22 protein-coding genes are annotated in these 26,551 nt (G+C 41.0%); 10 read left to right on the top strand and 12 right to left on the bottom strand.

The window, feature by feature from the left end:
* Nucleotides 1-417: 417 nt before the first annotated feature.
* Both tsaD and DVR12_RS03535 read right to left on the bottom strand, forming a co-directional pair.
* Entirely contained in the window at nt 418-1,422 is a 1,005-nt protein-coding gene (gene tsaD, locus DVR12_RS03540) for a tRNA (adenosine(37)-N6)-threonylcarbamoyltransferase complex transferase subunit TsaD (RefSeq protein WP_116974064.1), read from the bottom strand.
* Between the two features lie 74 nt (nt 1,423-1,496).
* Nucleotides 1,497-2,747, bottom strand: coding sequence for an ABC transporter permease (locus DVR12_RS03535; protein WP_233522119.1), 1,251 nt, complete (start codon nt 2,745-2,747; stop codon nt 1,497-1,499).
* A 103-nt stretch (nt 2,748-2,850) separates the two neighbouring features.
* Between DVR12_RS03535 and DVR12_RS03530 the strand changes: the two genes are divergently transcribed.
* Both DVR12_RS03530 and DVR12_RS03525 read left to right on the top strand, forming a co-directional pair.
* Nucleotides 2,851-4,434 (top strand): peptide chain release factor 3, encoded by a 1,584-nt coding sequence (locus DVR12_RS03530; RefSeq protein WP_116974063.1) that lies wholly within the window; start codon nt 2,851-2,853, stop codon nt 4,432-4,434.
* A 319-nt stretch (nt 4,435-4,753) separates the two neighbouring features.
* Complete coding sequence (locus tag DVR12_RS03525; protein WP_116974062.1) at nt 4,754-7,132, top strand: ABC transporter permease; 2,379 nt, start codon at nt 4,754-4,756, stop codon at nt 7,130-7,132.
* Between the two features lie 39 nt (nt 7,133-7,171).
* On the opposite strand, the gene DVR12_RS03520 is transcribed toward DVR12_RS03525, so the two are convergent.
* The 4 genes from DVR12_RS03520 to porG form a co-directional block, all read right to left on the bottom strand.
* Nucleotides 7,172-7,669 carry a hypothetical protein gene (locus DVR12_RS03520; RefSeq protein ID WP_116974061.1) on the bottom strand — a complete coding sequence of 166 codons (498 nt, stop codon included), beginning with the start codon at nt 7,667-7,669 and terminating at the stop codon, nt 7,172-7,174.
* On the bottom strand, nt 7,641-9,560 hold the full coding sequence (locus DVR12_RS03515; RefSeq protein WP_116974060.1) for a menaquinone biosynthesis decarboxylase: 1,920 nt from the start codon (nt 9,558-9,560) through the stop codon (nt 7,641-7,643). The genes DVR12_RS03520 and DVR12_RS03515 overlap by 29 nt, the downstream gene beginning before the upstream one ends.
* 278 nt (nt 9,561-9,838) lie before the next feature.
* The gene (locus tag DVR12_RS03510; protein WP_116974059.1) at nt 9,839-10,165 is read right to left on the bottom strand and encodes a hypothetical protein; all 327 of its coding nucleotides are present in this window, start codon (nt 10,163-10,165) and stop codon (nt 9,839-9,841) included.
* 540 nt (nt 10,166-10,705) lie between these two features.
* On the bottom strand, nt 10,706-11,575 hold the full coding sequence (porG, locus tag DVR12_RS03505; RefSeq protein ID WP_158563190.1) for a type IX secretion system protein PorG: 870 nt from the start codon (nt 11,573-11,575) through the stop codon (nt 10,706-10,708).
* A gap of 308 nt (nt 11,576-11,883) precedes the next feature.
* On the opposite strand from porG, the gene DVR12_RS03500 reads away from it, so the two are divergent.
* A complete protein-coding gene (locus DVR12_RS03500) occupies nt 11,884-13,014 on the top strand; it encodes an AI-2E family transporter (protein ID WP_158563189.1) in 1,131 nt (376 codons plus the stop codon).
* 214 nt (nt 13,015-13,228) lie between these two features.
* Here DVR12_RS03500 and DVR12_RS03495 read toward each other — a convergent pair whose 3' ends face one another.
* From DVR12_RS03495 to DVR12_RS03475, 5 genes are all read right to left on the bottom strand, one after another.
* A complete protein-coding gene (locus DVR12_RS03495; protein ID WP_116974056.1) occupies nt 13,229-16,369 on the bottom strand; it encodes an efflux RND transporter permease subunit in 3,141 nt (1,046 codons plus the stop codon).
* A gap of 18 nt (nt 16,370-16,387) precedes the next feature.
* Complete coding sequence (locus DVR12_RS03490; protein ID WP_116974055.1) at nt 16,388-17,488, bottom strand: efflux RND transporter periplasmic adaptor subunit; 1,101 nt, start codon at nt 17,486-17,488, stop codon at nt 16,388-16,390.
* Nucleotides 17,489-17,502: 14 nt separating this feature from the next.
* Entirely contained in the window at nt 17,503-18,783 is a 1,281-nt protein-coding gene (locus tag DVR12_RS03485) for a TolC family protein (protein WP_116974054.1), read from the bottom strand.
* Between the two features lie 73 nt (nt 18,784-18,856).
* Complete coding sequence (locus DVR12_RS03480) at nt 18,857-20,227, bottom strand: sensor histidine kinase (protein ID WP_116974053.1); 1,371 nt, start codon at nt 20,225-20,227, stop codon at nt 18,857-18,859.
* Complete coding sequence (locus tag DVR12_RS03475; protein WP_116974052.1) at nt 20,224-20,907, bottom strand: response regulator transcription factor; 684 nt, start codon at nt 20,905-20,907, stop codon at nt 20,224-20,226. Before DVR12_RS03475 ends, DVR12_RS03480 begins: the two co-directional genes overlap by 4 nt.
* Before the next feature lie 136 nt (nt 20,908-21,043).
* On the opposite strand from DVR12_RS03475, the gene DVR12_RS03470 reads away from it, so the two are divergent.
* From DVR12_RS03470 to DVR12_RS03460, 3 genes are read left to right on the top strand one after another with little or no spacing between them, the layout of a single operon-like run.
* Nucleotides 21,044-21,598, top strand: a complete 555-nt coding sequence (locus tag DVR12_RS03470) for a GNAT family N-acetyltransferase (RefSeq protein WP_116974051.1) — start codon at nt 21,044-21,046, stop codon at nt 21,596-21,598.
* 3 nt (nt 21,599-21,601) lie between these two features.
* Nucleotides 21,602-22,102 carry a GNAT family N-acetyltransferase gene (locus DVR12_RS03465; RefSeq protein WP_116974050.1) on the top strand — a complete coding sequence of 167 codons (501 nt, stop codon included), beginning with the start codon at nt 21,602-21,604 and terminating at the stop codon, nt 22,100-22,102.
* 14 nt (nt 22,103-22,116) lie between these two features.
* Nucleotides 22,117-22,533 carry an EamA family transporter gene (locus DVR12_RS03460; protein WP_116974049.1) on the top strand — a complete coding sequence of 139 codons (417 nt, stop codon included), beginning with the start codon at nt 22,117-22,119 and terminating at the stop codon, nt 22,531-22,533.
* 6 nt (nt 22,534-22,539) lie between these two features.
* Here the strand turns inward: DVR12_RS03460 and DVR12_RS03455 are convergent, their stop codons facing one another.
* Nucleotides 22,540-23,181: a helix-turn-helix transcriptional regulator gene (locus DVR12_RS03455; protein ID WP_116974243.1), complete on the bottom strand. Its 642-nt coding sequence runs from the start codon at nt 23,179-23,181 to the stop codon at nt 22,540-22,542.
* A 141-nt stretch (nt 23,182-23,322) separates the two neighbouring features.
* Here DVR12_RS03455 and DVR12_RS03450 point away from each other — a divergent pair, with 141 nt between their 5' ends.
* From DVR12_RS03450 to sufC, 4 genes are read left to right on the top strand one after another with little or no spacing between them, the layout of a single operon-like run.
* Nucleotides 23,323-23,898, top strand: coding sequence for an NADPH-dependent FMN reductase (locus DVR12_RS03450; RefSeq protein WP_116974048.1), 576 nt, complete (start codon nt 23,323-23,325; stop codon nt 23,896-23,898).
* 27 nt (nt 23,899-23,925) lie between these two features.
* Nucleotides 23,926-24,252 (top strand): HesB/IscA family protein, encoded by a 327-nt coding sequence (locus DVR12_RS03445; protein ID WP_116974047.1) that lies wholly within the window; start codon nt 23,926-23,928, stop codon nt 24,250-24,252.
* 42 nt (nt 24,253-24,294) lie between these two features.
* Nucleotides 24,295-25,740, top strand: coding sequence for a Fe-S cluster assembly protein SufB (gene sufB, locus DVR12_RS03440; protein WP_116974046.1), 1,446 nt, complete (start codon nt 24,295-24,297; stop codon nt 25,738-25,740).
* A gap of 42 nt (nt 25,741-25,782) precedes the next feature.
* Nucleotides 25,783-26,547 (top strand): Fe-S cluster assembly ATPase SufC, encoded by a 765-nt coding sequence (sufC, locus tag DVR12_RS03435; protein ID WP_089763555.1) that lies wholly within the window; start codon nt 25,783-25,785, stop codon nt 26,545-26,547.
* The last annotated feature ends 4 nt before the right edge of the window (nt 26,548-26,551 follow it).

The following is a 26,551-nucleotide window of genomic DNA, read 5'->3' as shown; positions in this document are numbered from 1 at the left end:
AATTAAACGTTGTTTCTCGCAGAGGGGCAAAGAAGCAAAGAAGCATAAGAAATATTGTTTTAAGAAATTAAAATAAAACTTATGCTTCTTAAACATCCTTATACTCTTTGCGAGCAATTAAAACATTGTTTCTCGCAGAGGGGCAAAGGAAATACTGTTTTAAGGAATTAAAATAAAACTTATGCTTCTTAAACATCCTTATACTCTTTGCGAGCAATTAAAACATTGTTTCTCGCAGAGGGGCAAAGGAAATACTGTTTTAAGGAATTAAAATAAAACTTATGCTTCTTAAACATCCTTATACTCTTTGCGAGCAATTAAAACATTGTTTCTCGCAGAGGGGCAAAGGAAATACTGTTTTAAGAAGTTAAAATAAAACTTATGCTTCTTAAACATCCTTATACTCTTTGCGAGCAATTAAAACTCCGCTCGTGCAGTTGGCACTGCTTCCAAAGTTGCAAAATCACCCGCTAAATATTTGTAGTATGCAGTAATGGCAATCATACCTGCATTATCTGTACAATACTCGAATTTGGGAATAAATGTGCGCCAGCCATGTTGCACTCCATATTCTTCCAATGCTTTTCTAAGTCCGCTGTTTGCACTCACTCCACCGGCAATGGCAATATCTTTAACGCCTGTTTCTGCTGCTGCTTTAACTACTTTATTAAGAAGGATGCTAATAATTCTTTGTTGGATAGATGCACAGATGTCGTGCAGGTTTTGTTGTATAAATTCAGGATTCTGTTTTTGATTTTCCTGAAGGAAATATAGAATCGCAGTTTTTAGCCCGCTGAAACTAAAATCCAATCCAGGTATTTTTGGCTCCGGGAATTTAAATCTTGTTTGATCGCCCGTTTGCGCATATTTATCAATTAAAGGCCCACCCGGATAAGGAAGACCAAGTATTTTCGCTGTTTTATCAAATGCCTCTCCTGCCGCATCATCTAACGTTGCTCCAATTACTTTCATCGAAAGTGGACTTTCACATAATACAATCTGAGTATGCCCGCCGGAAACAGTCAGACATAAAAATGGGAAGTCGGGCTTTGGATCATCAATAAAGTTGGCTAAAACGTGTGCCTGCATATGATGAACCCCTATTAAAGGAATATTAAGCGCAAGAGCCATTGATTTGGCAAAGCAACTACCTACCAATAAAGAACCAATTAAACCCGGAGATTGAGTAAATGCAATTGCACTTAATTCTTCTGCCTTCACTCCAGCCGTTTTTAATGCGATATCCACTACCGGCACAATATTCTCCTGATGTGCACGGGAAGCCAGCTCTGGCACTACTCCACCATATTGTTCATGTACTTTCTGGTTGGCAATTTTATTAGATAAGACTTTACCATCTACCAACACGGCTGCTCCGGTATCGTCGCAGGAAGATTCTATTGCAAGTATTTTAACAGACATAAGCTACAAAAATAAAGAAAAAAGACGGGAAAATCCCGTCTAATCCCTTCTCTGGTCTTATTTATGAACAGTTATTAATTACTTCTTATAGCCACTACCGGATCTAACTTACTGGCCGAATAAGCAGGTATAAAACCAGCCAGCATACCTACTCCCACGGAAACCGAAAGTCCTTCTACTATAGTTCTGAGAGTAAGAATCATTTCAAAGACACCTGAACTACTGATCAATAAGGTGAGCATATACACCAACATCAACCCGATTATCCCTCCAAATAAGGACAGGAAAACCGATTCGAGCAGGAATTCCATCAATATAACCTTTCTCTTAGCACCTATAGCCATTTTTAAGCCTATTATATTTGTGCGCTCCTTCACAGTCACAAACATAATATTTGCTATCCCAAATGCCCCAACCAACAAGGAAAATACTGCTATCAGCCCTCCTGTTATATTGATGTTCATAAACATGGCATTCAGACTATCATTGGCAGTACTAATCTCATTTAAGGCAAAATCATCTTCCTCAATAGGCTTCAACCTGTGCTGCGCTCTCATTACAGAACGAAGCTCATCTTTGAGCTGCTCCATCGACGCCGAAGGTCTGGCTTTTACCAGGATGTACGGATCTCCATGCCGCTCATCTACTATTGTGCGGCCAAATTTAAAAGGAAGAATAATTGCATTATCATATCCAATCCCTCCTATCATGCTTTCTCCCTTCTTCTTTAATACTCCTATTACCTTCACATTCCGGCCTGCAATTTTCACAGTCTTACCCAGTGCGGCTTCAGGATTGGAAAAAAGTCCATCCCATAACGAAAATCCCAAAATAGCCACATTGGTGCCAGTATTACTTTCACTTGCCGCAAAATAGCGACCATCAAGGATTTGTAATGTTTGAATCTGGTTAAAGTCATGCGTTACGGCCATCATATTCACACCATCCATATAATCATTGCCATATTCTACCCGCTTATTGCCTGATTCAAAGTCGAACGATGCATAGCTGGCGCTATGTACCTTTTCCTGAATTATTTTGAGTTCATTAAACTTAGGTACCGGGCGGTTCATATATTTCCACCATGGATACTCTCCTCCTCCGCCCCATGGCCATTTCTGCACATAAATCACATCATCTCCCAGATCGGCCAGGTCTTTTCTAATATTATATTCAAGACTACGGGTAAGGGTTAATACTCCTATGATACAGAAAATACCGATTGTGATGCCAAACAATGATAGAAATGTGCGCAGCTTATTCACTCTAAGCTCCTGCATGGCCATTTTAAAGCTGTTCCATAATATCTTAAGAGTTGCTATCATATACCAAATTTAACAGATTTATGCACATTCACAACACCAATAAACACTAAATTAAGCCGGACAAAAAATTTAGTTACCTTTGCAGCCATTTTTCGGACATTTTATGAAGTACGCTAACGAAATCACCAAAAGAAAATCCTTTGCCATTATTGCCCACCCGGATGCGGGTAAAACCACCCTTACAGAGAAATTCCTTCTCTTCGGGGGTGCTATTCAGACTGCCGGCGCGGTAAAATCCAATAAGATCAAGAAGCACACCACTTCCGATTTCATGGAAATTGAAAGGCAAAGAGGTATCTCTGTAGCCACTTCCGTGATGACCTTCGAATACCGCGATATCCTGGTAAACCTCCTCGATACTCCCGGCCACAAAGACTTTGCGGAAGATACCTACCGCACACTCACCGCAGTAGACAGCGTTGTGCTGGTAATCGACTGCGTTAAAGGGGTGGAAGAGCAAACAGAAAGACTCATGGAAGTATGCCGGATGCGAGATACCCCGGTTATCATCTTCGTCAATAAAATGGACCGCGATGGTAAATACCCATTCGACCTGCTGGATGAACTGGAAGAAAAATTAAATATCCGGGTACGCCCCCTTAGCTGGCCTATTAACATGGGTAGCGACTTTAAAGGCGTTTATAACCTTTATGATAAAAGCCTGGTAGCATTTCAGCCTAATAGAAAAGCTACCGACGAAGATGTAGTGCCGCTGGAGGATCTGAGCAGCAGCTATATCGACGAAAACTTCAATGAAAAGGATGCAGCCCAACTGCGTGGAGATGTAGAACTGATTGAAGGCGTTTATGATACCTTTAATACAGAAGAATACCTGCAAGGTAAACTGGCCCCTGTTTTCTTTGGTAGCGCTGTTAACAATTTCGGCGTAAAAGACCTGCTGGATACTTTCGTTGAAATTGCACCAAACCCCAGAAACAGAGAGTCCTCTTCCCGGGAAATAGATGTACAGGAAGATAAATTCAGTGGATTTATCTTTAAAATCCACGCCAACCTGGATCCCCGCCACCGCGATCGTATCGCCTTCCTGCGCGTATGCTCCGGGAAATTCGAGCGTAATAAATTCTATCACCACGTACGCCTCGATAAAGACGTGCGCTTCAGTAACCCCTACAGCTTCCTCGCCCGCGAGAAAAACGTGGTCGACGACGCCTATCCTGGTGATGTTGTCGGGTTATTTGATACCGGTAACTTTAAAATCGGCGATACCCTTACCGAAGGCGAAAACTTCTACTTCACTGGTATTCCTAGCTTCTCGCCTGAACTGTTTAAAGAGCTAATAAATAAAGACCCGCTTAAAACCAAGCAGCTGGAAAAAGGTATTCGCCAGTTAACAGATGAAGGTGTGGCGCAGTTATTTACTCAACATGGCGGTAACAGAAAAATTATCGGTTGCGTTGGAGACCTGCAATTTGAAGTAATTCAATACAGATTATTACAGGAATATGGGGCTGCCTGCCAGTTTAATACCCTCCCGTTCTACAAAGCCTGCTGGCTCACCGGTCCTAAAGATAAAATCGAAGATTTTATCCGTTTCAAATCCTCCAACATTGTGGAAGATAAAGACGGTCATATCGTTTATCTGGCCCAGTCGGAATGGTACCTGAATACCGAACGTACCAACAACCCGGATATACTGTTCAATTTCACATCAGAAATTCATAAATAACACTTATTCAATATATTTAAAGAGATCGTAATACTGTTTGCGATCTCTTTTTTTATGCCCTCTCCGATTCTTCCGGAATTTCAAATAACAACCTGTCATTGATCTTCTGACTTCTGTTGAATACACCTATCTTTATTCTCATGCAGGATGCCACTGCTACCAATGTTAGCTAAAATAAAAGAAGCTATTACCCGTTCAGAAGCGGACAATTATGTACTAAAAGCGTACATAATTATCCAGCTTCCGGGTAACAACTTGTTAATGCTCAGCCTTTTAATTTTATGGGGTTGTTTTTGCTGACCTTATATAAACAAAAAAAATGCTCCAGAGCTATTTTAAAACCGCATGGCGAAATTTGATAAAGAATAAAGTTTTTTCTTTTATCAATATTCTTGGTTTAACCATAGGCATTGCTGTTTGCATGATGATTTATCTGTTCATCATGAACGAATATAGCGTCGACCAGTTTCATAAAAATAAAGCCCACATTTACCGTGTTATGCGTGGGGTAACTATAGAAGGTAAATCCAGGCAGGTTGCATTCTTATCCGGAAAGCATGCAGAAGCCCTAATGAATGATTTTAAAGGACAGATCACAAGTTGTGTTCGCGTTTCCCAAAACGATAACCTTTTTACTGTCGGTTCCAAATCCTTCCACGAAAAGAAAGAACTGGATGTAGATTCAGGCTTCTTTAATCTCTTCTCCTTTCCATTATTAATTGGGAATCCTTCAACCGTATTAAACGATGTAAATAGCGTGGTGCTAACTGAATCAACTGCCAGAAAATACTTTGGCAGCATTGACAATGCTATTGGAAAAGTGGTGATGCTCAATAAGGAAACTCCATTAAAAGTAAGTGGTATTGCGAAAGACGTTCCTGCTAATTCCCATCTGTATTTCGACCTTGTTACTTCTCTCCAACGATATAAAGATGCTGGTTGGATGACTAACTGGGTAAACAATGGAGTATATACTTATATTCAACTGGCCCCAAACGTAACACCGGCACAGATCGAAAAACAATTACCGTCATATGTTGCGAAATATATGGACGGAGAACTGAGCAAATATGGCTTTAAATGGACACTGGCCTTAACTCCTTTAAAAGATGTCTATTTAGATAGTTCAGCGTTTGATAATGTAAAACATGGCGACCAAACCATTGTATATATCTTTCTTTCTATTGCAATCTTAATATTACTCATAGCTTGTATCAACTTCATGAACCTCTCTACTATCAGGGCTGCAGAACGTTCTAAAGAAGTGGGCCTACGCAAGGTTTTAGGTGCATTACGCAACAACCTGGTATGGCAGTTCATTGGCGAGTCGGTATTGCTTACTGCTATCTCCTGCATACTGGCAGTTGCATTATTATTGCTGCTCATTCCATGGTTTAACCAGGTGTTAGGTTATTCGTTAAATGTTTCCTGGAAAGAATACCCTATCTATTTATTTCTGATTGCCATTGTTATTATCGTTGGATTCTTAGCTGGTAGCTATCCTGCATTTATCCTATCTGCCTTCTCACCAATACAGGCAATAAAAGGGAAACTAAAGATGGGCAAAGGAGGAACAACATTCAGACAAATTCTGGTAGTTGTACAATTTTCCATTTCTGTATTCCTCATCGTTGGTGTAATTATTATTACCAAACAAATGAGCTACGTAAAAAATAAGCAGCTTGGTTACAATAAAGAGCAAACGATTATTATTCCAATTGATAACGGTGATATTTACAATAATTTAAATTCTTTCAAACGACAATTGCAAAGTCAATCTGCCGTACAATCTGTTTCAGCAATGAGTGGAGAGCCTGGTGGGTATTTCGACTTTCAGTTGTTTGATGTGGAAGATCATGCCGAAAAATGGAATGCCAACACAGAATTTGCAGATTTTGAATTTGTAAAAACTTTGGGGCTAACAATTATTGCAGGAAGAGATTTTTCTTCGCAGTTTCCAACTGATACCACGGATGCAGTGCTGATAAATAAAACAGCGGCAACTAAGTTGGGATGGACACCTCAACAGGCAATTGGAAAATGGATATCCAACACAGTGCACGACAATAATAAACGGCGGATAGTTGGTGTAGTGGCTGATTTCAATTTTAAATCATTAAAACAGGGAGTAGACGGATTAGTTATTTCGCCAACTATGGATAGGAGACAGATATTAGTTAGACTAAACCCAGGAAGTATACAGACAGGTATTGATATCGTAAAAGAGGCATACGCCACGGCAGCTCCTGCCTATCCGTTTGAATATAAATTTTTAGATCAGCAGTTTGATGATTTATATAAGAAAGATATTTATCAACAAAAGATTTTATCTGTATTTGCAGGCCTGGCCATCTTTGTGGCCTGTCTTGGTTTATTTGGATTAGCATCATTTACCACCGCAAAGCGTTTTAAAGAGATAGCTGTACGCAAGGTATTGGGTTCTTCTGTAAAGAGTATTATTGTTTTATTGTCGAAAGACTTATTAAAACCTGTTATCATTGCAACCTGTATTGCTTTACCAACCGGTTATTGGATTATGAATAAATGGTTGCAGAATTTTGCATTCCAGACAGAAATGAACTGGTGGGTATTTGTATTGGCTGCATCTGTAACAATTGGAATTGCATTGATTACAGTAAGTTATCAATCGATCAGGGCAGCTACAAGTAATCCGGTAAAATCATTGCGAAGCGAGTAATAAAACAGGAATTTTAAGGGTAGATAGATTGATAAACTTTTATTGTTTTTCAAAATTGAAGATATACTCCTGGATCGTTCCTTGTTGTGCACCTTCAACCCTGGCATCCAGATGTCTGGCATCTTTAAACCGGTAAATGACTTTCTTGGGAAAATCATTGTTCAGGTCTTCCGCTACAAAGCCAACTGGCTTCAAAACCCGGAGGGTTAACTGAATTGGGTTGCCTACCCGTCCTTCATATGTTGGCATAAAGTAGATGGCATTGCCTCTGCGGGCCAGGATTATAGATTGCTGCAGGGTACTGTCCTTTTCTTTTACCACTCTCCAGGTTTGCCCCAACCAGGTAGAATCATCTTTCTGTTGCCAGGTTTCAATGATAACACTGCGGCGGGTCGACATTCTCCAGGTTCCATTTAACTTATTCAGGAAAGCTGCATCTTCCAGGCGCACCTGTGCTGCTGTTGTCAGGCAGTTACCTAACAACAGCAGTAATAGTATTAAACCGGTTCTATTGTTGAACAACAGCTTCTTCTCCATAAATCTGATGTTTATATTTCAGAGATGGAGATGGTAAAAAGTCGCCCAGGCCAAGGGATGACCATTTAGCATCTACCTGGTTGATTGTATCGTCGCTTGCTACAATGATATTTGGCCAGTCTCTTTCAAAATTATCGAGCGTTTTATTCTTTAAAGTGCCATCCATGCCTATACCACCAATGTATTTTCCACCGCTGGCAGGTTGGCGTATAATAAAGCTATCGCGTTTAGGGTCGAGGTTATTACAGAAACGCCATAATGCTGATGCCAGGTCAGATACATCAACTGTATGTTCTACATACAGCACCATTTTGATGCCTGCTAAGGCTGGTAGAGTATATAGCTGTTCGTTTAATTCCCTGACATGAAACGGTCTGTTCTTTTCTACAGCTACTAAAATACAGGATATATCCTGCTGCAACAGCTGGCTGTTGATTCCTTTAATTTCCGGGAATTGTTGCATAATAGCGGCAGTATCCAGGGATTTAGGAGCTGTTACCTGCAAATAGGTAGTATCTGTTTCTTCCTCATACTTACGGGTACCATCGATACACATTTTACCGCCAAAACCCATTTTAGAGCAGGAATGGTCCAGAACATCCATAGGACCCTGACTCAGGTATATATCAGTAGCCGGGTTCAGATTATGGAATACATATTGGGCCAGTTGCAGATAATTATTGATTTTAACACCATCGTCGGCAACTACCAGAATTTTGTTGAACATCATTTGTCCGGCCCCCCACATTGCATTCATGACTTTCTGAGCCTGACCAGCATAGTCTTTTTTGATCTGAGCGATCACCAGATTATGGAAAACTCCTTCTACAGGCATTTCCATATCTACAATTTCAGGTACCAGGGTCATTTTAATCGGAGCCAGAAAAATTCGTTCAGTTGCTTTTCCAATCCAGGCATCTTCCTGCGGCGGAATACCTACGATAGTAGAAGGATACACTGCATCCTTACGATGAGTTATGGCTGTTACATGGAATTTAGGATACCAGTCGGCCAGTGAATAATAGCCGGTATGGTCGCCAAACGGACCTTCCCAGATCAGTTCTTCAGCCGGATCTACGTATCCTTCAATTACGAAATCTGCATCTGCCGGTACTTCAATTTCAGGCTGAGTGATACATTTTACCAATTCCACCTTCTTTTTTCTAAGGAAACCAGCTAACATATATTCGTCAACGTTTTCCGGCAAAGGTGCGGTAGCAGAATAAGTATATACCGGATCACCTCCGAGTACTACTGCTACGGGCATTCTCTTATTCAGTTTCTTATATTCTGAGAAATGTTTGGCAGATACTTTATGTTTATGCCAGTGCATTCCAGTCATATCTTTTTCAAATACCTGCATACGATACATACCTACGTTTCTTGTGCCGGAAATTGGGTCCTTGGTATGAATTACCGGTAGAGTAATAAAAGGTCCGCCATCTTTAGGCCAGCAGGTTAATACAGGTAGTTTATTCAGATCGGGGTTTGTCATAACTACTTCCTGGCAGCTACCTTTACCTCCGACAACTTTAGGCATCCAACTGGCAAATTGACCCAGTTTTGGCAATAACGACAATTTATCCAGAATGCTTTCTTTAGGTTTTGAAAGCATTTTAAAGAGATTTTCTATTTCTCCGGCAATATCATCCAGTTCCTGAACGCCCAGGGCCAGGCACATTCTGCGATAGCTTCCCATAGCATTAATCAATACAGGAAAATCGGTACCTGTATTTTCAAATAACAATGCTTTTCCGCCTTCGGGCGATTTACTTACCCTGTCGGTGATTTCAGCAATTTCCAGTTTCGGGTCCACGTACGTTTTAATACGAACCAACTCTCCTGCCTGTTCCAGCGTTTCAATAAAATGCCTTAGATTTTTATATGCCATGTTTGAATCTTATTACCAGGGAACAAAAGTAATGGAAATTACAGAGAGGTGAAAGGATATCCGGTTATTGCAATTAATTGAAGTCTGATAATAGGGAAAATAAGGTGTTTTACAACTGAAATGAAGGTCTTTAAATTGATTTTCCGGCACAAATAAGAAAGGGCTGTCTCAAGTTTAAGACAGCCCGGGAAACTGTAAAATTTTTTCAGGGATTTATGAAATAAAAAAGCGGGTGTCTTTTTAAGATACCCGCTTCAAGAAATAAAGTTTCGTGGATGTTAGTTGGCGATAGTAACACCTGCGTTAAATACGACCCTTGGACGAGCCGGATAATAACGTACCGGAGGAGGTGGTGGAACCGGAACGGGAACTGCCACTACCGGAGGTGCAGGGTAATATGCAACAGGGCGTGGATAATACACCCTGGCTGGGCGACGGCAGTCGTTATACCCTCTTTCGTAGTAAACGACTCTTCTACCTCTGTCGTCACATCTGTCGTAACCATGGCCACGGCCGCGATCATGTCCATATCCGTGTCCTCTTTGCGCTGAGGCAGTGAGTGCAACGCCGCCGATAAGCAGCATCATTAGGAACCCTCTTTTCATGTTGTTTGGTTTTAAATTCAAGATTGGTTGGCAAATAAAAGTTGTGGTGTATACTATCTGTAATTATAAATCAAGATCAAACGTTCGCAGCTCCGGGATAGGTTACAACTGAATATCTGCGATGATGATAATGATGTTTATAATGATGACGATGATGTCTTTTTTTATAGACCATACGATGCGAATGATGCGGTGGTCTCATATGTGATTGCCCAGGTACCGGCGGCGGCGGTGGAGCTGGTGGTCTAACTTGTGCTGCTGAGACACTTAAACTTCCTGCGATCAAAAAAACGGACGCCAATAATAACGCTTTCATGGCATAAAATTTAAAGTTCAAAAATCCACAGGCACTGCTCACCAACTTAATAATGCGGCTCTTGTTTCATACTCTCTCCGCGATTTGTGATAACTCCTATCCGCCTAAGTTGGTGGCGATTCTATTACCTGTTTGGCCTTGTAAATTCAACAACTATGCCAATAAAAAAATCCCGGTTTTTGAACCGGGATCTCGAGTATAAGAATCTGTTAAAAGTAAATCAATTATGGCCGTAATACCGGACAACGCAAGGCTTTCTGATTTCCCCATCCACTACCTCCACCTAAACGATAAGTTAAAGTAATGCCAGAGAAAACATACCAATCATTATATTTCGCAGATCCGCGCTTCGTACCATCAGCCGGATAAGTACCCGGAGGTACTTGCTTGTTATTAACCTCCCCTCCTCTGAAAGCCATATCTACAGAACGCTGGCCTCTGTATAAGAGTAAAGTATTCTGATCTACATAGCTTGTGCTTACATCATCCAGATAGTCGGTTGTTGTTGGTCTGAATCCTAATTCCACTCCCAGCGTCCAGGTATCGCTTAATATAGCTTTCACCCCTGCTCCAAACGGAAAAGAAAACGAAAACAAATCATACGGTAAACGATTAGGATATTGAGGCAGCCCCTGTCCTTCTGTTCCCAATGGCCTTAAACTAACCCAGTTGCCCGACTTATCTTTAGCCATCGGTTCAAAACCAAAGCCTGCTACTCCCACAAAAACATAAGGTGTAAATCCTTTTTCCTCTATATCCAGAAAATTGAATTCACCAATTAAACTACCTTCAAATACATTGGATCTGAAACTGAGATTCCTTGCTATCATATCTTTGGAGGTATTTGTACTGTCGGCCCCTGCTACAATACCCCAGGTAAAACCTCCTCTTACGGTTAAGTAACGATTAATATCACGACGTACCAATACTCCAAGTGCCGGGCGGGTATATCTAAAGTCAACCCTTTTTTCTGTCAGATCCCCACTGTAATTGGAAATACCTAAAAATGCCCCTATATGCCAGTCCTGCGCAAAAGTTAAAATAGGCACTGCCATCAAAAGGAATAGGATTCCGGTTGATTTTACGAGTTTCAATGTAGTTAATTTTAAGAGGTTAGTCCTGAATCGTGTATTCATTAAACGGTACATTACATTTTTTATTTGGTAACAGGCAACCATTTTTTCCAACCGTCACCAATCTCCAATCACATTTTTAAAATGTAAAAATAAACTAATAAATGAATTTACTTATAAACAATTAGATTAACGTTATATTTCTTTCATATTAACTTCTGGATTTCAATTCTTTAAACCCTCATAATTCAAGCAGTTTTTTTCAAATCACGATACTTTTGATGCCTGCAAAAAAGGATTTAATATCTTTGGCAAAAGTGCAAATCGCTATGAATGAGTTCAAACTCCCCTTTAATGCAAGACTCACCTTTACCCTATTTTCGATTATTCTGGTTATTTATATTGCCCATACCGGGAGTAATATTATCATACCACTGACCTTTGCAACATTGATAGCCATAGGTTTATTACCCGTCGTACATCAATTGGAAAAATGGCGATTCCCAAGAGGCCTGGCAGCCTTTTTAGCGGTACTGCTGTTTATTATCATGATAGGTTTAGTGACCATGTTGTTGGGCACTCAAATGGCCTCCTTCATTTCCGACTTTCCAACCCTGGAACAAAAACTATTTCAGCTGATCGCCAATACGCAGGATTGGATCAATCATCAATTTCATGTCGATTCCGGTACCCAGCTATCATATATAGAGAAAGCCATGGCCGGAACAATCGGAACCGCTACCAGTTTCATTAGCCAGACTTTCCTGTCGGTTTCTTCCCTCCTGGTATTTATTGTTTTCATGTTCCTCTATGCCTTTTTTATCCTGTATTACAGACGCCTGCTTATCGCCTTCCTGATAGGCCTCTTCACTGAAGAGCATCGGGATAAACTCTTAAAAGTAATTGCAAGTACCCGTAGCGTCATTAAAAGCTACTTAGGCGGACTGGTCATTGAAATGGTAATCGTAGCTGTACTCAACACTACTGTGTTTCTAATTCTGGGTATCAAATATGCAATTCTCCTGGGCGTAATGGCAGCAATCTTCAATATTATCCCTTACGTGGGGATTCTGACAGCCGCTGTTCTTACCATCCTTGTTACCCTGGCTACCGGCACTCCGGTTCAGGCTTTGCAAGCTGGCATCGTTTTGTTCCTTGTTCACCTGCTCGATAGTAATGTACTATTCCCAAGCATCGTAGGTTCCAAAGTAAGGATTAATGCCCTCGTTACAATTATTGGCGTAGTTCTCGGCAATATGCTGTGGGGAATTCCTGGTATGTTTCTGGCCATCCCAATTATTGCCATTATTAAAATAATCTGTGAAAATATCCCTGAAGTTACCCCCTGGGTACTACTCCTGGGCGATGAAACCTCTCCTTCCAAACGGATTAAACAAGTGAAAGAACAAAAAGAGAAAACAGCAGAAGAAAACATCGACAATATAGATCCTAAAGAATAAGATAGCAGGTTTATAGAACTACATACCTCTCTTATAAAACCTGGAATAATAAGAGTTGGTAAGAAAGCTGTAAACAATAATTCCTTCTTCAAACAACCAGTTAAAACAAATCTGAACCTTATTCTTTTAACAATAAAAAAGCCCCCAAAAGCTAGATGCTTTTGGGGGCTTTTACTTTTGATTCAGCCTCGATTTATCTCAATCTCACTTTTTCCTATGCTTTTGCTTTAGCAGGGTCTCCGCTGTCTTTTCTCATTACACTATGGTAAGCCCAATAGAATATTATTGGGAAAATAAACAGGTTGAAAAAAGTATCGGTAATCAAACCACCGATCACAACTCTGGCCAATGGTCTTGCCGTTTCTGATCCAATTCCGGTACTGGTGGCCGCAGGCAAAAGCCCTATTGCCGCCATCATTGCCGTCATTATTACCGGTCGTATCCTGGCTCCCACTCCATCCAATATCGAATGTGCCAGGCTAAAACTGGAATTATGGGTCATACTCCGCATATTCGTTTTAAACTTCGATAGCAAGATCACCCCATTTTGCACACAAATCCCAAACAATGCAATAAATCCAATACCGGCAGAAATACTGAAGTTGGTATCTGTAAACCAAAGGGAGAAAATTCCTCCAATGATAGCAAAAGGTACATTTCCAAGAACCAGTAATGCATCCTTTACCTTACCAAACAGTATAAACAGAATTAAAAATATCAGGAGCAAACTAATAGGTACAACCTGTGTAAGTCGTTTGGTTGCACGCTCCTGGTTCTCAAAATCACCAGCCCACTCAAGATTATAGCCCTTAGGTAATTCTATCGCTTTATTCACCTTCTTCTGCGCTTCTGCAATGGTACTACCCAAGTCTCTGCCTCTTACAGAGAACTTGATAGCTCCATACCTCATATGCTTATCACGATAAATCATGCTAGGCCCAACGATATACTGGATATCTGCTATTTCCTTCAGCGGGATCTTGGTACCTCTTAAGGTTGGGATGGTAAGATTGCCAATGGCATTTTCATTTTCGCGGAAGTTCTCCGGATATCTGATTCTCAGGTCGAAGCTCTTCTCTCCTTCATAAATTTTGGTAGCAGCCTTTCCTCCAATCGCCATTTCAATTACCGAGTTGGCATCTTCTGTGGTAACACCGTATAAGGCCATCTTCTGCTGATCCAGATTAATCCTTAACTCCGGCTGCCCAAGGTTTCTCAGAATACCAAGATCCTCAATTCCACGAACTGTTTTCAGGATCTTTTCTATCTGCTCTTCCTTATCTTCTATATATTTAAAATCATCCCCAAACAATTTCACAACAATAGACCCCTTAACTCCCGAAACTGCTTCTTCCACATTATCCATAATAGGCTGGGAGAAATTCAGTGTAATACCAGGTATACCTTCCAGCTTCTTATCCATTGCCTCTACCAGTTGGGGTTTAGACAATTTACTCTTCCACTCTTTCTCCGGATAAATATCAACATGGAACTCCATGTTATAGAACCCTGTTGCATCCGTACCATCATTTGGCCTTCCGGTTTGAGAGAGCACTTGCTTTACTTCAGGGAAAGTCAGTAACTTCTTACGGATATCGTTGGCAATTTTTACCGATTCTTCCAGGGAAGTACTTAAAGGACCGGTTGCTCTTATATAAATGGCACCTTCATTCAGTTGTGGCAAAAACTCTGTTCCCAGAAATTTAAAGCAATACAAGCCAAATGCCAGCACTATCATGGCCGATGTGAATACCAGCCTCCTGTGCCTAAAGCAATAATTAAAGATGCGTATAGTATTCCGGTGTATGAACTCCAGGAACACATTGTGTTTTTCCCGTACATTTTTCCTGAGCATTACACTGGCTAATGCCGGTACTAAAGTGAAGGTAAAAATCAATGCACCCAGGAGCGCAAATCCTAATGTCCAGGCCAAAGGTGAGAACATTTTTCCTTCCACCTTCTCGAAGGTAAATATTGGCAACAGCCCCGTAATAATTATCAGCTTTGCAAAGAAAATACCTTTACCATTTTCCATGCAGGCCTTACGGATCATTCCCAGCTTACTCAGCTTATTGAATCGCTCCATCCCTACCTGGTGGGCCTTTCGGTCGAGCATCACGAAAATCCCTTCCATCATCACAACGGCTCCATCTATAATGATCCCAAAATCGATAGCGCCCATTGAAAGCAGGTTGGCACTCATTCCTTTGAGCTTAAGACAGATAAATGCAAATAACAGTGCAAGCGGGATAACAATGGATACAATGATGGTAGTGCGCCAATCGGCCATGAAGAGAAACACAATTACTGTTACAAAAATGATCCCTTCGATCATATTATGCAATACAGTACGTGTACTATAATCGATCAGGTCTTCCCGGTTATAGAAAGGCTTGATTTTTACATCCTCCGGCAGGATACGACCGTTTAATTCTGCAATTTTCCCCTTGAGTGCATCAATTACAACAGCTGGATTTTCTCCCTTTCGCATCACCACAATACCTTCCACTACATCGTAATCGGCATCTCTGCCAACCTGGCCTAAACGTGGCAGCGAAGAAATGGTTACTTCAGCTACGTCCTTAACCAGGATTGGGGTTCCGTTGATATGGTCGACAATAATATTCTTAATTTCATCAACATTATTAAGAATTCCGATACCTCTAACTACATATGCCTGTTCATTCTTTACAATAACATCTCCCCCAACATTTATATTGCTCTTGGAGAGAGCCTGAAACATTTCCTGAGCGGTAATATCATATTGAACAGCCTTATCGGGATTGATTGTTACCTGAAATATTTTAACCTCTCCACCAAAACTAACGATATCGGCTACTCCGGGCACCGCCAGTAAATTGCGTTCAATCACCCAGTCCTGCAGGGTTTTTAACTCCTGTACAGACATTTTATTACTCTGGAGGGTATACCGGTAAATCTCACCGGTTGGGCCATAAGGAGGCTCAATTTCGGGATCTATCCCATCTGGCAGGGAGGCCGACGCAATATTGTTGTTGATCTGCTGCCTGGCAAAAGTATCATCCACATCATCATCAAATATTACTTTTACTACAGACAAACCGAAAAGTGAAGAAGAACGGATATGTGTCTTTTTCTGGGCCCTGTTCATGGCAATCTCAATAGGGCGCGTCACAAATTTCTCTACTTCTTCTGCGCTTCGGCCAGGCCATTGCGTGATAATTGTGACCGATGTATTCGTTACATCCGGAAACGCATCTACGCCAATTTGTTTAAAGCTGATATAACCCGCAACTGCTAAAACACCTGCTGCAAAAAATATAAAGTATTTATGGACCAATGAGAAGGCCAGGACCTTCTTAATAAACTTATTCATACTGTTGGACTTTAGGTGTTATTGCTGATCTTTTAGCGTTTCATAAATAAATACCTGTCGGGAACCAATAACCTTATCGCCTTCCTTAAGTCCGGAGTAAATAAAAGCACGACCTTCAACTGTTTTATCAATTTTGATTTCCTGGATTCTTACTCCCGGTGCTTTATCTGTTCTAATCAATACATAATATTTGTCGTGATCGAAGATGATACCACGTGATGGAATACTTACAATATTTGAATCGGCATGTCTCTTGGCTTTCACTCTTACAAACATCTCCGGTTTCAGTAGAAACCCTGGATTAGAAATAACAACACGGGCCTTCAGTACCTTATTATCCGGGTCCAGTACATTGTAGATCTTATCGATTGTTCCATAAAATGTTTTATCAGGGTAAGACAAGGTTGTCATTTGCACCTGATCTCCTTCTTTTATGCTGGAAATATCGGATTCAAATATGTTGATCATCGCCCAAACATTGTTGAGATCTGCCACCACAAAGATGGGATCTGTATTATCAGCTCTCCATTGCATGTTCTCAGCGGCTTTCTTACTGATAACAAAACCCGGAACCGGAGCTATTACGGCATAATCACTATGGTGATTACCTCCATTTATATCCACAATTGCTTTGGATTTTTTATAGGTAGCAACCGCCTTATCATAATTTCTTTTGGCTTCTTCATAGTCTCTCTGCGAATTGAGGCCACTTTTATAGAACGATTCTGCCACTTCCATATCCCTCTGTGCCATACGCATATCGTTATCTGAAATCCTTTCATCTGCACTGAAGGAGGCCATTTCGGGGCTTTTAATGACTGCCAGTACCTGTCCTTTTTTCACAAAATCGCCGGAATGTACACGTACATCCTTCACTATTCCGCTAACCATTGGGAATATACGGGCTGTTTTATCTTCGTTTTCCGAAATCTTACCGGTCAGCAGTACTTCACTCTCAATCGCTCTGGTAGTGGCTGTGTCTACAACCAGCGTACGAAGCAGGGAGTCGGTCAGCTTCCATTCGAAAGGGGGCTCTTCCACTTTCCTGCTTCCGCAGCCGTAACTAAACAGGAGAATAACAATTGTAGATATATAGAAACTTGAATTTTTAACTTGCATGGTCGAGCATTTAATCAGGGATGGAATAGTTGTGAACCGGTGTTGAAATTGATTGTTTCCAAAGCATGAAGCCTATCGTATTTTAGTTCATTCATTTTAAGAACATTACTACGGTATGCATCATACAAATCGAGGAATTCGAGAAGACCCAGATTTCTGGATCTGAAATTCTTCTCTACTTCAATCATCATTTTGGTATAATCATTTTCGAAACCAGGATCGAAGGCTTCTAATAATTTTTCAGTGCGCAATGCTGCATCAAGGCTCACTGCCACTTCGTGCGACAGTTGGTCTTCCTGGCCTTGTAGCTGCAGCTGGCTGCTTTCTACCAGCACTTTTGCGGTTTTGATATTCCCCTGATTTCTGTTGAAAAACGGTAAAGGCATTGATACATTCAGACCGTTGTAATTCCTTTCGAAGTTCCCCTGTTTATCATATGAAAACCCAACCTGCAGATCCGGTATGGCCATTGCCTTTTGTAATCTCAGGTTTAACTGGTTGTAATTAACTGTTTCCTTTGCGATCTTCAGATCATAGCGATTGGCGATGGCTGTATCCAGCAAAGTCTGGTAACTCAACTGCAATACCTCGGGTTTCCCTGTCATTTCCGGTAATTCAGGTACAATAATGGTAGTTGCCGGAACGCGGATCAATAGGGCAAGATCAGAAATTGTTTGCCTGATATCCTGTTGTAGTTGTAACTGATCGTGTTGCAGGTCGTACAATAAAGATTTGATACGAATAACTTCTTTGGGAGCTATATTGCCTTGCTGTTGCTGTTCCTCAAAAGATTTAACCACTTTTTGCAGAAATGCAATCTGGGCTCCATAGGTTTTAAGGGATTGCTGCTTATAGTAGAGATCATAAAAATTATCACGAAGCGAAAAGCGTAGGGTTCTAAGCAAATCATAAAACTGGTATTCACTCAATTTTACTCCACTCTGAGCCAATTTTACGCCTTTATTACGCTTACCTGCCAGTTTAATTACCTGTTCTACCTGTAAGGCATTTTGCCCTTCGTAGCTGAAATCGAACCACCTGTTTTCGGTATGACTGTAAAGTACATTCTCAAACGTAACCTGCGGATTATCGTATAACCTGGCCGTTATAATACCTGCTTTAGCAGAATCGATATTGTAGCGCTGAACTAATAACGGGATATTTCTTTGCAACAATTGTTGCTCGGCATCCTGTAGGGATAAGTGAAGAGTATCAGTAGACTGTCCACTGGCCGAGAATCGGAAAAGCACAGCAAACAGTACTAGATAAATGCTTAATACTGGTCTATTGATCATACAACAATTTAATTTTCGTTGTAAAGATGGCACCAGGCTATTAGCGATGTATTAGAACTAAGTTAAAACAAAATTAGAATTTTGGATAACGTGGAAAAAAAATATTAAAAGTAGTACCCTGCCCCACTACACTACTGGCTGTAATTACTGCCTGGTGGATTTGCATAATCTTGCGTGTCATAGAAAGACCAATTCCATGCCCCTCAAAGGAATGCGCGTTTTCGGCCCTGTAAAGAGGCAGGAAAATATTTTCCAGATCCTCCATAGCAATGCCAATACCCTTATCGCTGATAGAAAGTACAATTCCGTCCTTACTGCAGGTAAGTAAAGCAGTGACTTCCTGATAATGAGAGAATTTAAAGGAGTTTCTAATAATATTTTGCAAGGCAAGGGTCAGCAGTCGCCGATTTCCACTAATGCATAACATATTCTCATCGGCCGGCAAATCTGGTAGCTTAATTTTTAGCTTACCCGAGGGAGAGGATGTTGACCATTGAATCTGAAGTTCCCATAACAATTCATCCAGGCGGATTTTCTCTGAATTGGTATGGGTAAGGATGGTATCTATAGTTGTTAGCTGTAAAAGGCTATCTGTTATTACTTTCAGTTTCTCCGACTCTCCCAGTAATGTGTTCAGCGTTTGTACGTAATAGTCGGGTTGGCGACTGTTTTGCAACGTCACCTCAATTTCGCCAATAATGGTGGTGAGAGGAGTTCTTAGTTCATGGGATGCATTTGAAACGAAGGTCCTTTGCAACTCAAATGCCTGCTCCATATGTTGCAGCAATCCGTTGAAGTTGGTGGCCAACTCGTTTATTTCGTCTTTATTATTTCCGGGTTCTACCCGCATGTGTAAATTATTGCTTCGAATTTTCCGAACCTGCCTGTTGATCCGGTTAATTGGAGTCAAAGCCTTAGTGGCATACCATTGCCCCATAAAATAAGTAATGGCCAGGGCAATCAACAACATTATCAGCAGCATCCACCTCAGGTAACTTAATTGCTGCTCACCCAGCACATTTTTGGCCGTTACAATAACCACAAAGTCACCCTGGTTGTCTGGATAATAAATACCTAAACCTAAAACATCCCCATGCCTGAAACGGTAAACATCTTTTTTCCTGATCGTTTCCAGCAGGGAAGCCGGCCAATCATACTTAATTTGTTCAATAAAAACAGGTCGATTATACTGATCGTAGATATTCCCGGATTCATCCGGAATCTTTTCACGATAGCTTTTCTCAATTTCAAGGAATTTCTTTTTGGTTAGCTCATCTTTTTCGAGGTAAACCTGAGCTGTAACCAAAGCTCGCATTTGTAGCAGCTTATAGAAGCTGTTTTGTACAGAATTTGCGGAAAGCAGATAAATCAGCAAAAATGCGATGCTGAGAATAATGCCCGAGAGCCAGGTAAATTGTAAGGATAAACGGTGCCTTATCTTCATTTCTTTTCCTTCATGACATATCCCATACCTACAACGGTATGAATTAATTTATCTCCGGAGAAGCCTTTCTCCACTTTATTTCGAAGGTAGTTAACATAAACATCTATGGTATTGGTACCTGTATCGAATTCCAGTCCCCATACCGATTCAGCAATCAGGGCTCTGGAAAGTACTTTCCCGGTATTCTTCAAAAATAACTCAAGTAAGGCATATTCTTTGGCTGTAAGTACAATTTCCTTGCCTTCCCTGGAAGCCATTTTGGTTTGTGTGTTTAGTTGTAAATCGCTCAATGCCAGGATCGGTTCATCCTTATAATAAGGTACCTGGCGTCTCGACAATGCATTGATGCGGGCTACCAGCTCAGAAAAGTGAAAAGGCTTACCCAAATAGTCGTCGGCCCCGGCATTTAAGCCATCCACCACATCCTGCGTGGTATTTAATGCCGTAAGCATAAGGATTGGAGTGCTAACATCCAGGGTCCTTAGGTTTTTACAGAGTGTAATACCATTAATACCAGCCATCATGATATCCAGAATAATCAGATCATGATCGTTTTCCAATGCGGCCTGCTGGCCTGTAATAGCCGAAGTATGAACAAATACCTGATGGTGATGCTCTTCTAATCCTCTTTTAATAAAGGCCCCTACTTTTACTTCATCTTCAATAACCAAAATTTTCATATATCATTATATGCTTCCAACAAAAATAGGATAGTTTATCTCGGGAGCGATTAAAGCGAGATTAAAATCGGGGAGGATATGGACTTTTTCTTAATATCTGTTAGATTTGCGTGCATCTAACCAGTAACCTAATATCATGTATTTACCTGTTATCCAGACCGGCGAACTAATATTAAGACCTATAGAAGAAAAAGATACTGCCGCCCTATTCAGGCTCTTCTCCGATGAAGAGGTAACACGGTTTATGGATATAGATGCCTTTGTAAATGTAAGTGAAGCCACTCATATTATTCAATTTTTCAGGGAAAGCCTCGAAAAAGAAGAAGGAATGCGATGGGCAATTACAATTGAAGGTAGAAATGAGCTAATAGGAACCTGTGGTTACCATAGGATTAGTAAAACTCATTATAAAGCCGAAATCGGGTATGATCTGTTGCCAATGTATTGGGGAAAAGGGATTATGACCGAAGCTATTAATGGTATGCTGGCATATGGATATGAAGATATGCAGCTAAACAGGATTGAAGCCTTTGTAGATCCTGCAAATCTGGCTTCATCGAGGTTATTAAGAAGATTAGGGTTTGAATATGAAGGTTTTTTGAGAGATGCATTTTTTGAAAAGAACAAATTTGTGGATGCAGAACTTTATAGTCGTTTGCGTCGGGATCATAACAGAGAAGCTATTTTTTAATATATGAGTTTAGAGTTCAGAACAGCCAAAGTATCAGATTTACCCAGGATAGTAGAAATATATAACAGCACTATTCCAGGCAGAATGGTTACAGCAGATACAAGTCCGGTTAGTGTTGAAAGCAGATTACCCTGGTTTGAAGCACATAGTGAAGACCGCAGACCATTGTGGATGATTGATGATGGTAATGAAAATGTTGGGTGGATCAGCTTTCAATCTTTTTACGGCCGCCCGGCTTACGACGGAACTGTAGAAGTCAGCATTTATCTGCACGAATCTGCAAGGGGAAAAGGCTATGGGAAAGAGATATTGCATTATGCAATTGATATAGCTCCTAAATTCAGAATTCATACATTATTGGGTTTCATCTTTGCGCATAATCTTCCAAGTTTAAATCTTTTCAAAAAGATTGGATTTGAAGAATGGGCGCATTTACCGGAAATTGCTGTATTGGATGGAGAAGAAAGAAGTCTTAAAATTCTGGGTTATAAGGTTTCAAAATAAAATTGATTTATAATATGTGGTGGATTTATGCATTGCTTTCAGCTTTCTTTGCGGCATTGACTGCCATTTTCGCGAAAATCGGGGTGGCAGATATTCCTTCCAACCTGGCCACAGCAATCAGAACAATTATTATTCTGATCATGGCATGGGCCATTGTGCTGGCGCGAGGAGAATTTAAAGCAATGCATAACCTCTCCAGGCATCATATGATCTTTCTGGTATTATCTGGTTTGGCTACAGGATGTTCCTGGCTTTTTTATTTCAAGGCCCTTCAGGTGGGGGAAGTATCTAAAGTAGCGCCGGTAGATAAGCTAAGTGTTGCATTAACCATTATTTTGGCAGCACTGTTCCTGCAGGAGACTATAACAGTAAAAACAGCACTTGGAGCCGGGTTGATTATAGCCGGTACGCTTGTACTTATAATAAAGTAGGAAAAATCAGAGTGTTTGAATTTTATATACACACCTTCTGGAGCCATTAATAATATGCTCCATTCTGGAAACATTCAATTCTTCTCCCAGAATACTCACAAAGGTTCGCATTTCAGAAGTACAGATATTATCACATTCGGTGGCTGCGCAACAGATTGGGCAGTGATTCTCTATAAAGTAGTAGGTATCGCCTTCTTTTCTCCATTCGGCCAGGTAGCCTTCGGTAGAGCGGATGGCGGCAAAGGAATTTAACCGGTTTTCCAGTCCGGTTACCCCGGCCAGCGCGTTGCTGTATTTTTCCAGCTGATTCTTTTCCCGGGCATTTACTACATTCTCTAATGCTTCTTTGCCCAGTACGTTTTTGATTGTTTGAATAAATTGAAGGGTGAGCTCGGTATGGGAATCCGGGAAACGGGAATTTCCGGAGGCTGTGAGGCTCCATACCTGCACAGGGCGGCCTACTCCTTTGGAGTGGCTTTCTGCCTGCAGGAGGCCTTCTTCTGCTAATTTAACCAGTTGTAATCGGGCACCTTCGCTTGTTATACCCAATTCACTGGCCAGCTCGGCTGTCGACAACGGGCCTTTGGTTTTGATCAAAGTCAAAAACCGGTCTGCAGCATTTCTGATTCGTGATGGATAATTTTCCAAGTTCTTACTTGTTTTATTAACCACGAATGTCGTAATTTTGTACCAGCTAAAAAAAAGATTTTGAGATTTTGATGATTTTAGAGAGGGTATTCATCAATCTATAATCTCACAATCGTTTAAATCTCTAAATATTAAATATTAATGAACGTTCTAATATTTAATGGCGCGATAGATGACCGGCCCTATGCCACTTCCAATAGATTAGCCAGCTATCTGGAGGAGCAAATAAAGGAAAGGGGGTTAAACCCCGAGATTTTCAACCTCGGAGAGGCCCATATTCCAATTTTTTCTTTGGAAGAGGCAGCCAAAAAGCCAGAGTCGGTTAACCATATGATCAACGCCTTTACTAAGGCAGATCTACAGATCTGGATGACGCCGTTATATCATGGTAGCATGACTGGTGCTATGAAGAATTGCCTGGATTGGCTGGAACTGACCAGCAAGCATGAGCGCCCTTACTTAACCGGAAAGGTCGTAGCTTTGCTCTCTTGGGCAGACGGCACTCAGGCCATGCAAGGCATCAACGCCATGGATGCAGTAGCAAAGGCATTACGCGCATGGGTACTCCCATATTCGTTGCCAATATTAAAGAATAACCTGTACGACCCACAAACCAGTGAGTTTACAGAGTTCTATAAAAATAAACTGGATACGATGGTAGATCTTCTCAGTGCAGCTCAATCGCATGTAAAAGCTGGGTTGACAGCCAAATCGTAACCAAATTCAAACTTAAAAACGCTGGGTATGATTACCGTTTCAGAAAAAGCAGGAATATATATTAAGGATCTGATGGAAAAAGAACATCATGCTCCTGGTACTTTTGTGCGTGTAGGCGTAAAAGGTGGAGGATGTTCAGGACTGGAATACGTGATGAAATTTGAAACAACAGAAGAAGAAGGTGACCAGATATTTGAGGATAAGGGTGTTAAGGTAGTAGTTCAAATGAAAAGCCTGTTGTACCTATATGGTACAGAACTGGATTATTCTGATGGTTTGAATGGTAAAGGCCTTTTCTTTAATAACCCTAACGCAACCAGAACTTGTAGCTGCGGAGAAAGCTTTGCAGTATAATTAACTACAAAGTCCTCAAGCGATCAAAATTTAAAAATTTGTATGATCAACAGTAACGAAATAATAGATGATATAGCCAATAAGGAATATGAGTTTGGCTTTAGCACCGACATCGAAATGGATATAGCTCCTCCTGGCTTAAATGAGGATATTATCCGTTTTATTTCGGCCAAAAAAAATGAGCCAGAATGGCTACTCGAATGGCGTCTGAAAGGTTTTGCTGCATTTAAAAAAATGGAGTTCCCTAAATGGCAACATTTCGAAATGCCAACGCTCGACTTACAGGCTTTATCCTATTATGCTGCTCCCCGCAAGAAAAAACAGCTTAATAGTTTAGACGAAGTAGATCCTGAATTGCTGGCTACTTTCGAAAAACTGGGTATCCCGTTAAATGAGCAGAAAGCGTTGACTGGTGTAGCAGTAGACGCAGTATTTGACAGCGTTTCAGTAGCTACCACCTTTAAAGGCAAACTCAAAGAAATGGGCGTTATCTTCTGCTCTTTCGGTGAGGCGGTACAGGAACATCCCGACCTGGTAAAAAAATATCTGGGTAGTGTGGTTCCACATACCGACAATATTTTTGCCGCGTTGAATGCTGCTGTATTTTCTGATGGTTCATTCGTTTACATCCCGAAAGGTGTACGTTGCCCGATGGAGCTGAGCACCTACTTCCGTATCAATGCCCAAAACACCGGACAATTCGAACGTACCCTGATCATTGCCGACGATAACAGCTATGTTAGCTATCTCGAAGGTTGTACTGCTCCGATGCGCGACGAAAACCAATTGCACGCTGCAGTAGTAGAACTGGTTGCACTCGAACAATCTGAAATAAAATACTCCACCGTTCAAAACTGGTATCCTGGTGATAAAGACGGTAAAGGTGGTATTTACAACTTCGTAACTAAAAGAGGTATCTGTAAAGGCACTGGTAGTAAAATTTCCTGGACCCAGGTAGAAACCGGTTCAGCTATCACCTGGAAATACCCCAGCGTTATTCTGCAGGGCGATTACTCCGAAGGTGAATTCTACTCAGTAGCCGTAGTACGCAATAAACAAATTGCCGATACAGGTACTAAAATCCATCATATTGGTAAAGGCACCAAAAGCCGTATCATCTCTAAAGGTATCTCTGCCGGCCATGGCGATAACAGTTATCGCGGACTGGTGGCTGTAGGGCCAAGAGCTGAAAATGCCCGTAACTTTACCCAATGCGATTCCCTCCTGATCGGTAACCAATGCGGTTCCCATACTTTCCCGTATATCGAATCGAGAAATAAAACCGCAATGATCGAACACGAGGCTACAACTTCCAAGATCGGAGAAGATCAAATCTTCTACCTGAATCAAAGAGGTATAGATTCCGAAAAAGCAGTAGCCCTGATCGTAAATGGTTACGTAAAAGAGGTATTGAATCAACTGCCAATGGAATTTGCAGTAGAAGCTCAAAAATTATTATCAATCACTTTAGAAGGAAGCGTTGGATAATTCATTATCCAATTAAACATACAGAACGAAACAAAAACAATCATGCTGACGATTAAAAATCTGCACGCAGAAGTAGAAGGAAAAAAGATTCTGAAAGGCATTAATCTCGAAATCAACAAAGGAGAAACACATGCCATCATGGGACCAAATGGCTCCGGTAAAAGCTCATTGGCTTCTGTACTGGCAGGCCGCGATAACTACACCGTTACTGAAGGTGAAGTTTGGTTCAATGGTAAAAATCTCTTGGAATTATCACCAGAAGACCGCGCTCGTGAAGGCGTTTTCCTGGCTTTTCAATATCCCGTTGAAATCCCGGGCGTTTCTAACCTCAACTTCCTTAAAACTGCGCTGAACGAAATCAGAACTTACAAGGGCCTCCCTCCCCTCGAAGCAAAAGAATTTCTGAAACTCACGAAAGAGAAACAACAACTCGTAGATTTTCACTCCAACCTCATGAACCGTTCCCTCAACGAAGGCTTCAGCGGTGGTGAAAAGAAACGTAACGAAATATTCCAGTTAGCCATGCTGGACCCACAACTGGCAATCTTAGACGAAACTGATTCCGGTTTGGATATCGATGCACTCCGTATCGTTTCCAATGGCGTAAACAAATTGCGTGACGCAGAAAAATCTTTCGTAGTAATTACCCACTACCAACGTTTGCTGGAATATATCATTCCTGACTTCGTTCACGTGCTCTACAATGGTCGTATCATTAAAACCGGTACTAAAGAACTGGCTCTTGAACTCGAAGAAAGAGGATACGATTGGTTGAAAGAGGAATTACATTTGAAAGAATCTGTTTAAAAGT

This window comes from Chitinophaga silvatica, from assembly GCF_003419895.1.
Taxonomy (GTDB): domain Bacteria; phylum Bacteroidota; class Bacteroidia; order Chitinophagales; family Chitinophagaceae; genus Chitinophaga; species Chitinophaga silvatica.
Note: the sequence above shows the minus strand (reverse complement) of the source record. Positions and strands in the feature narration are given on the sequence as shown.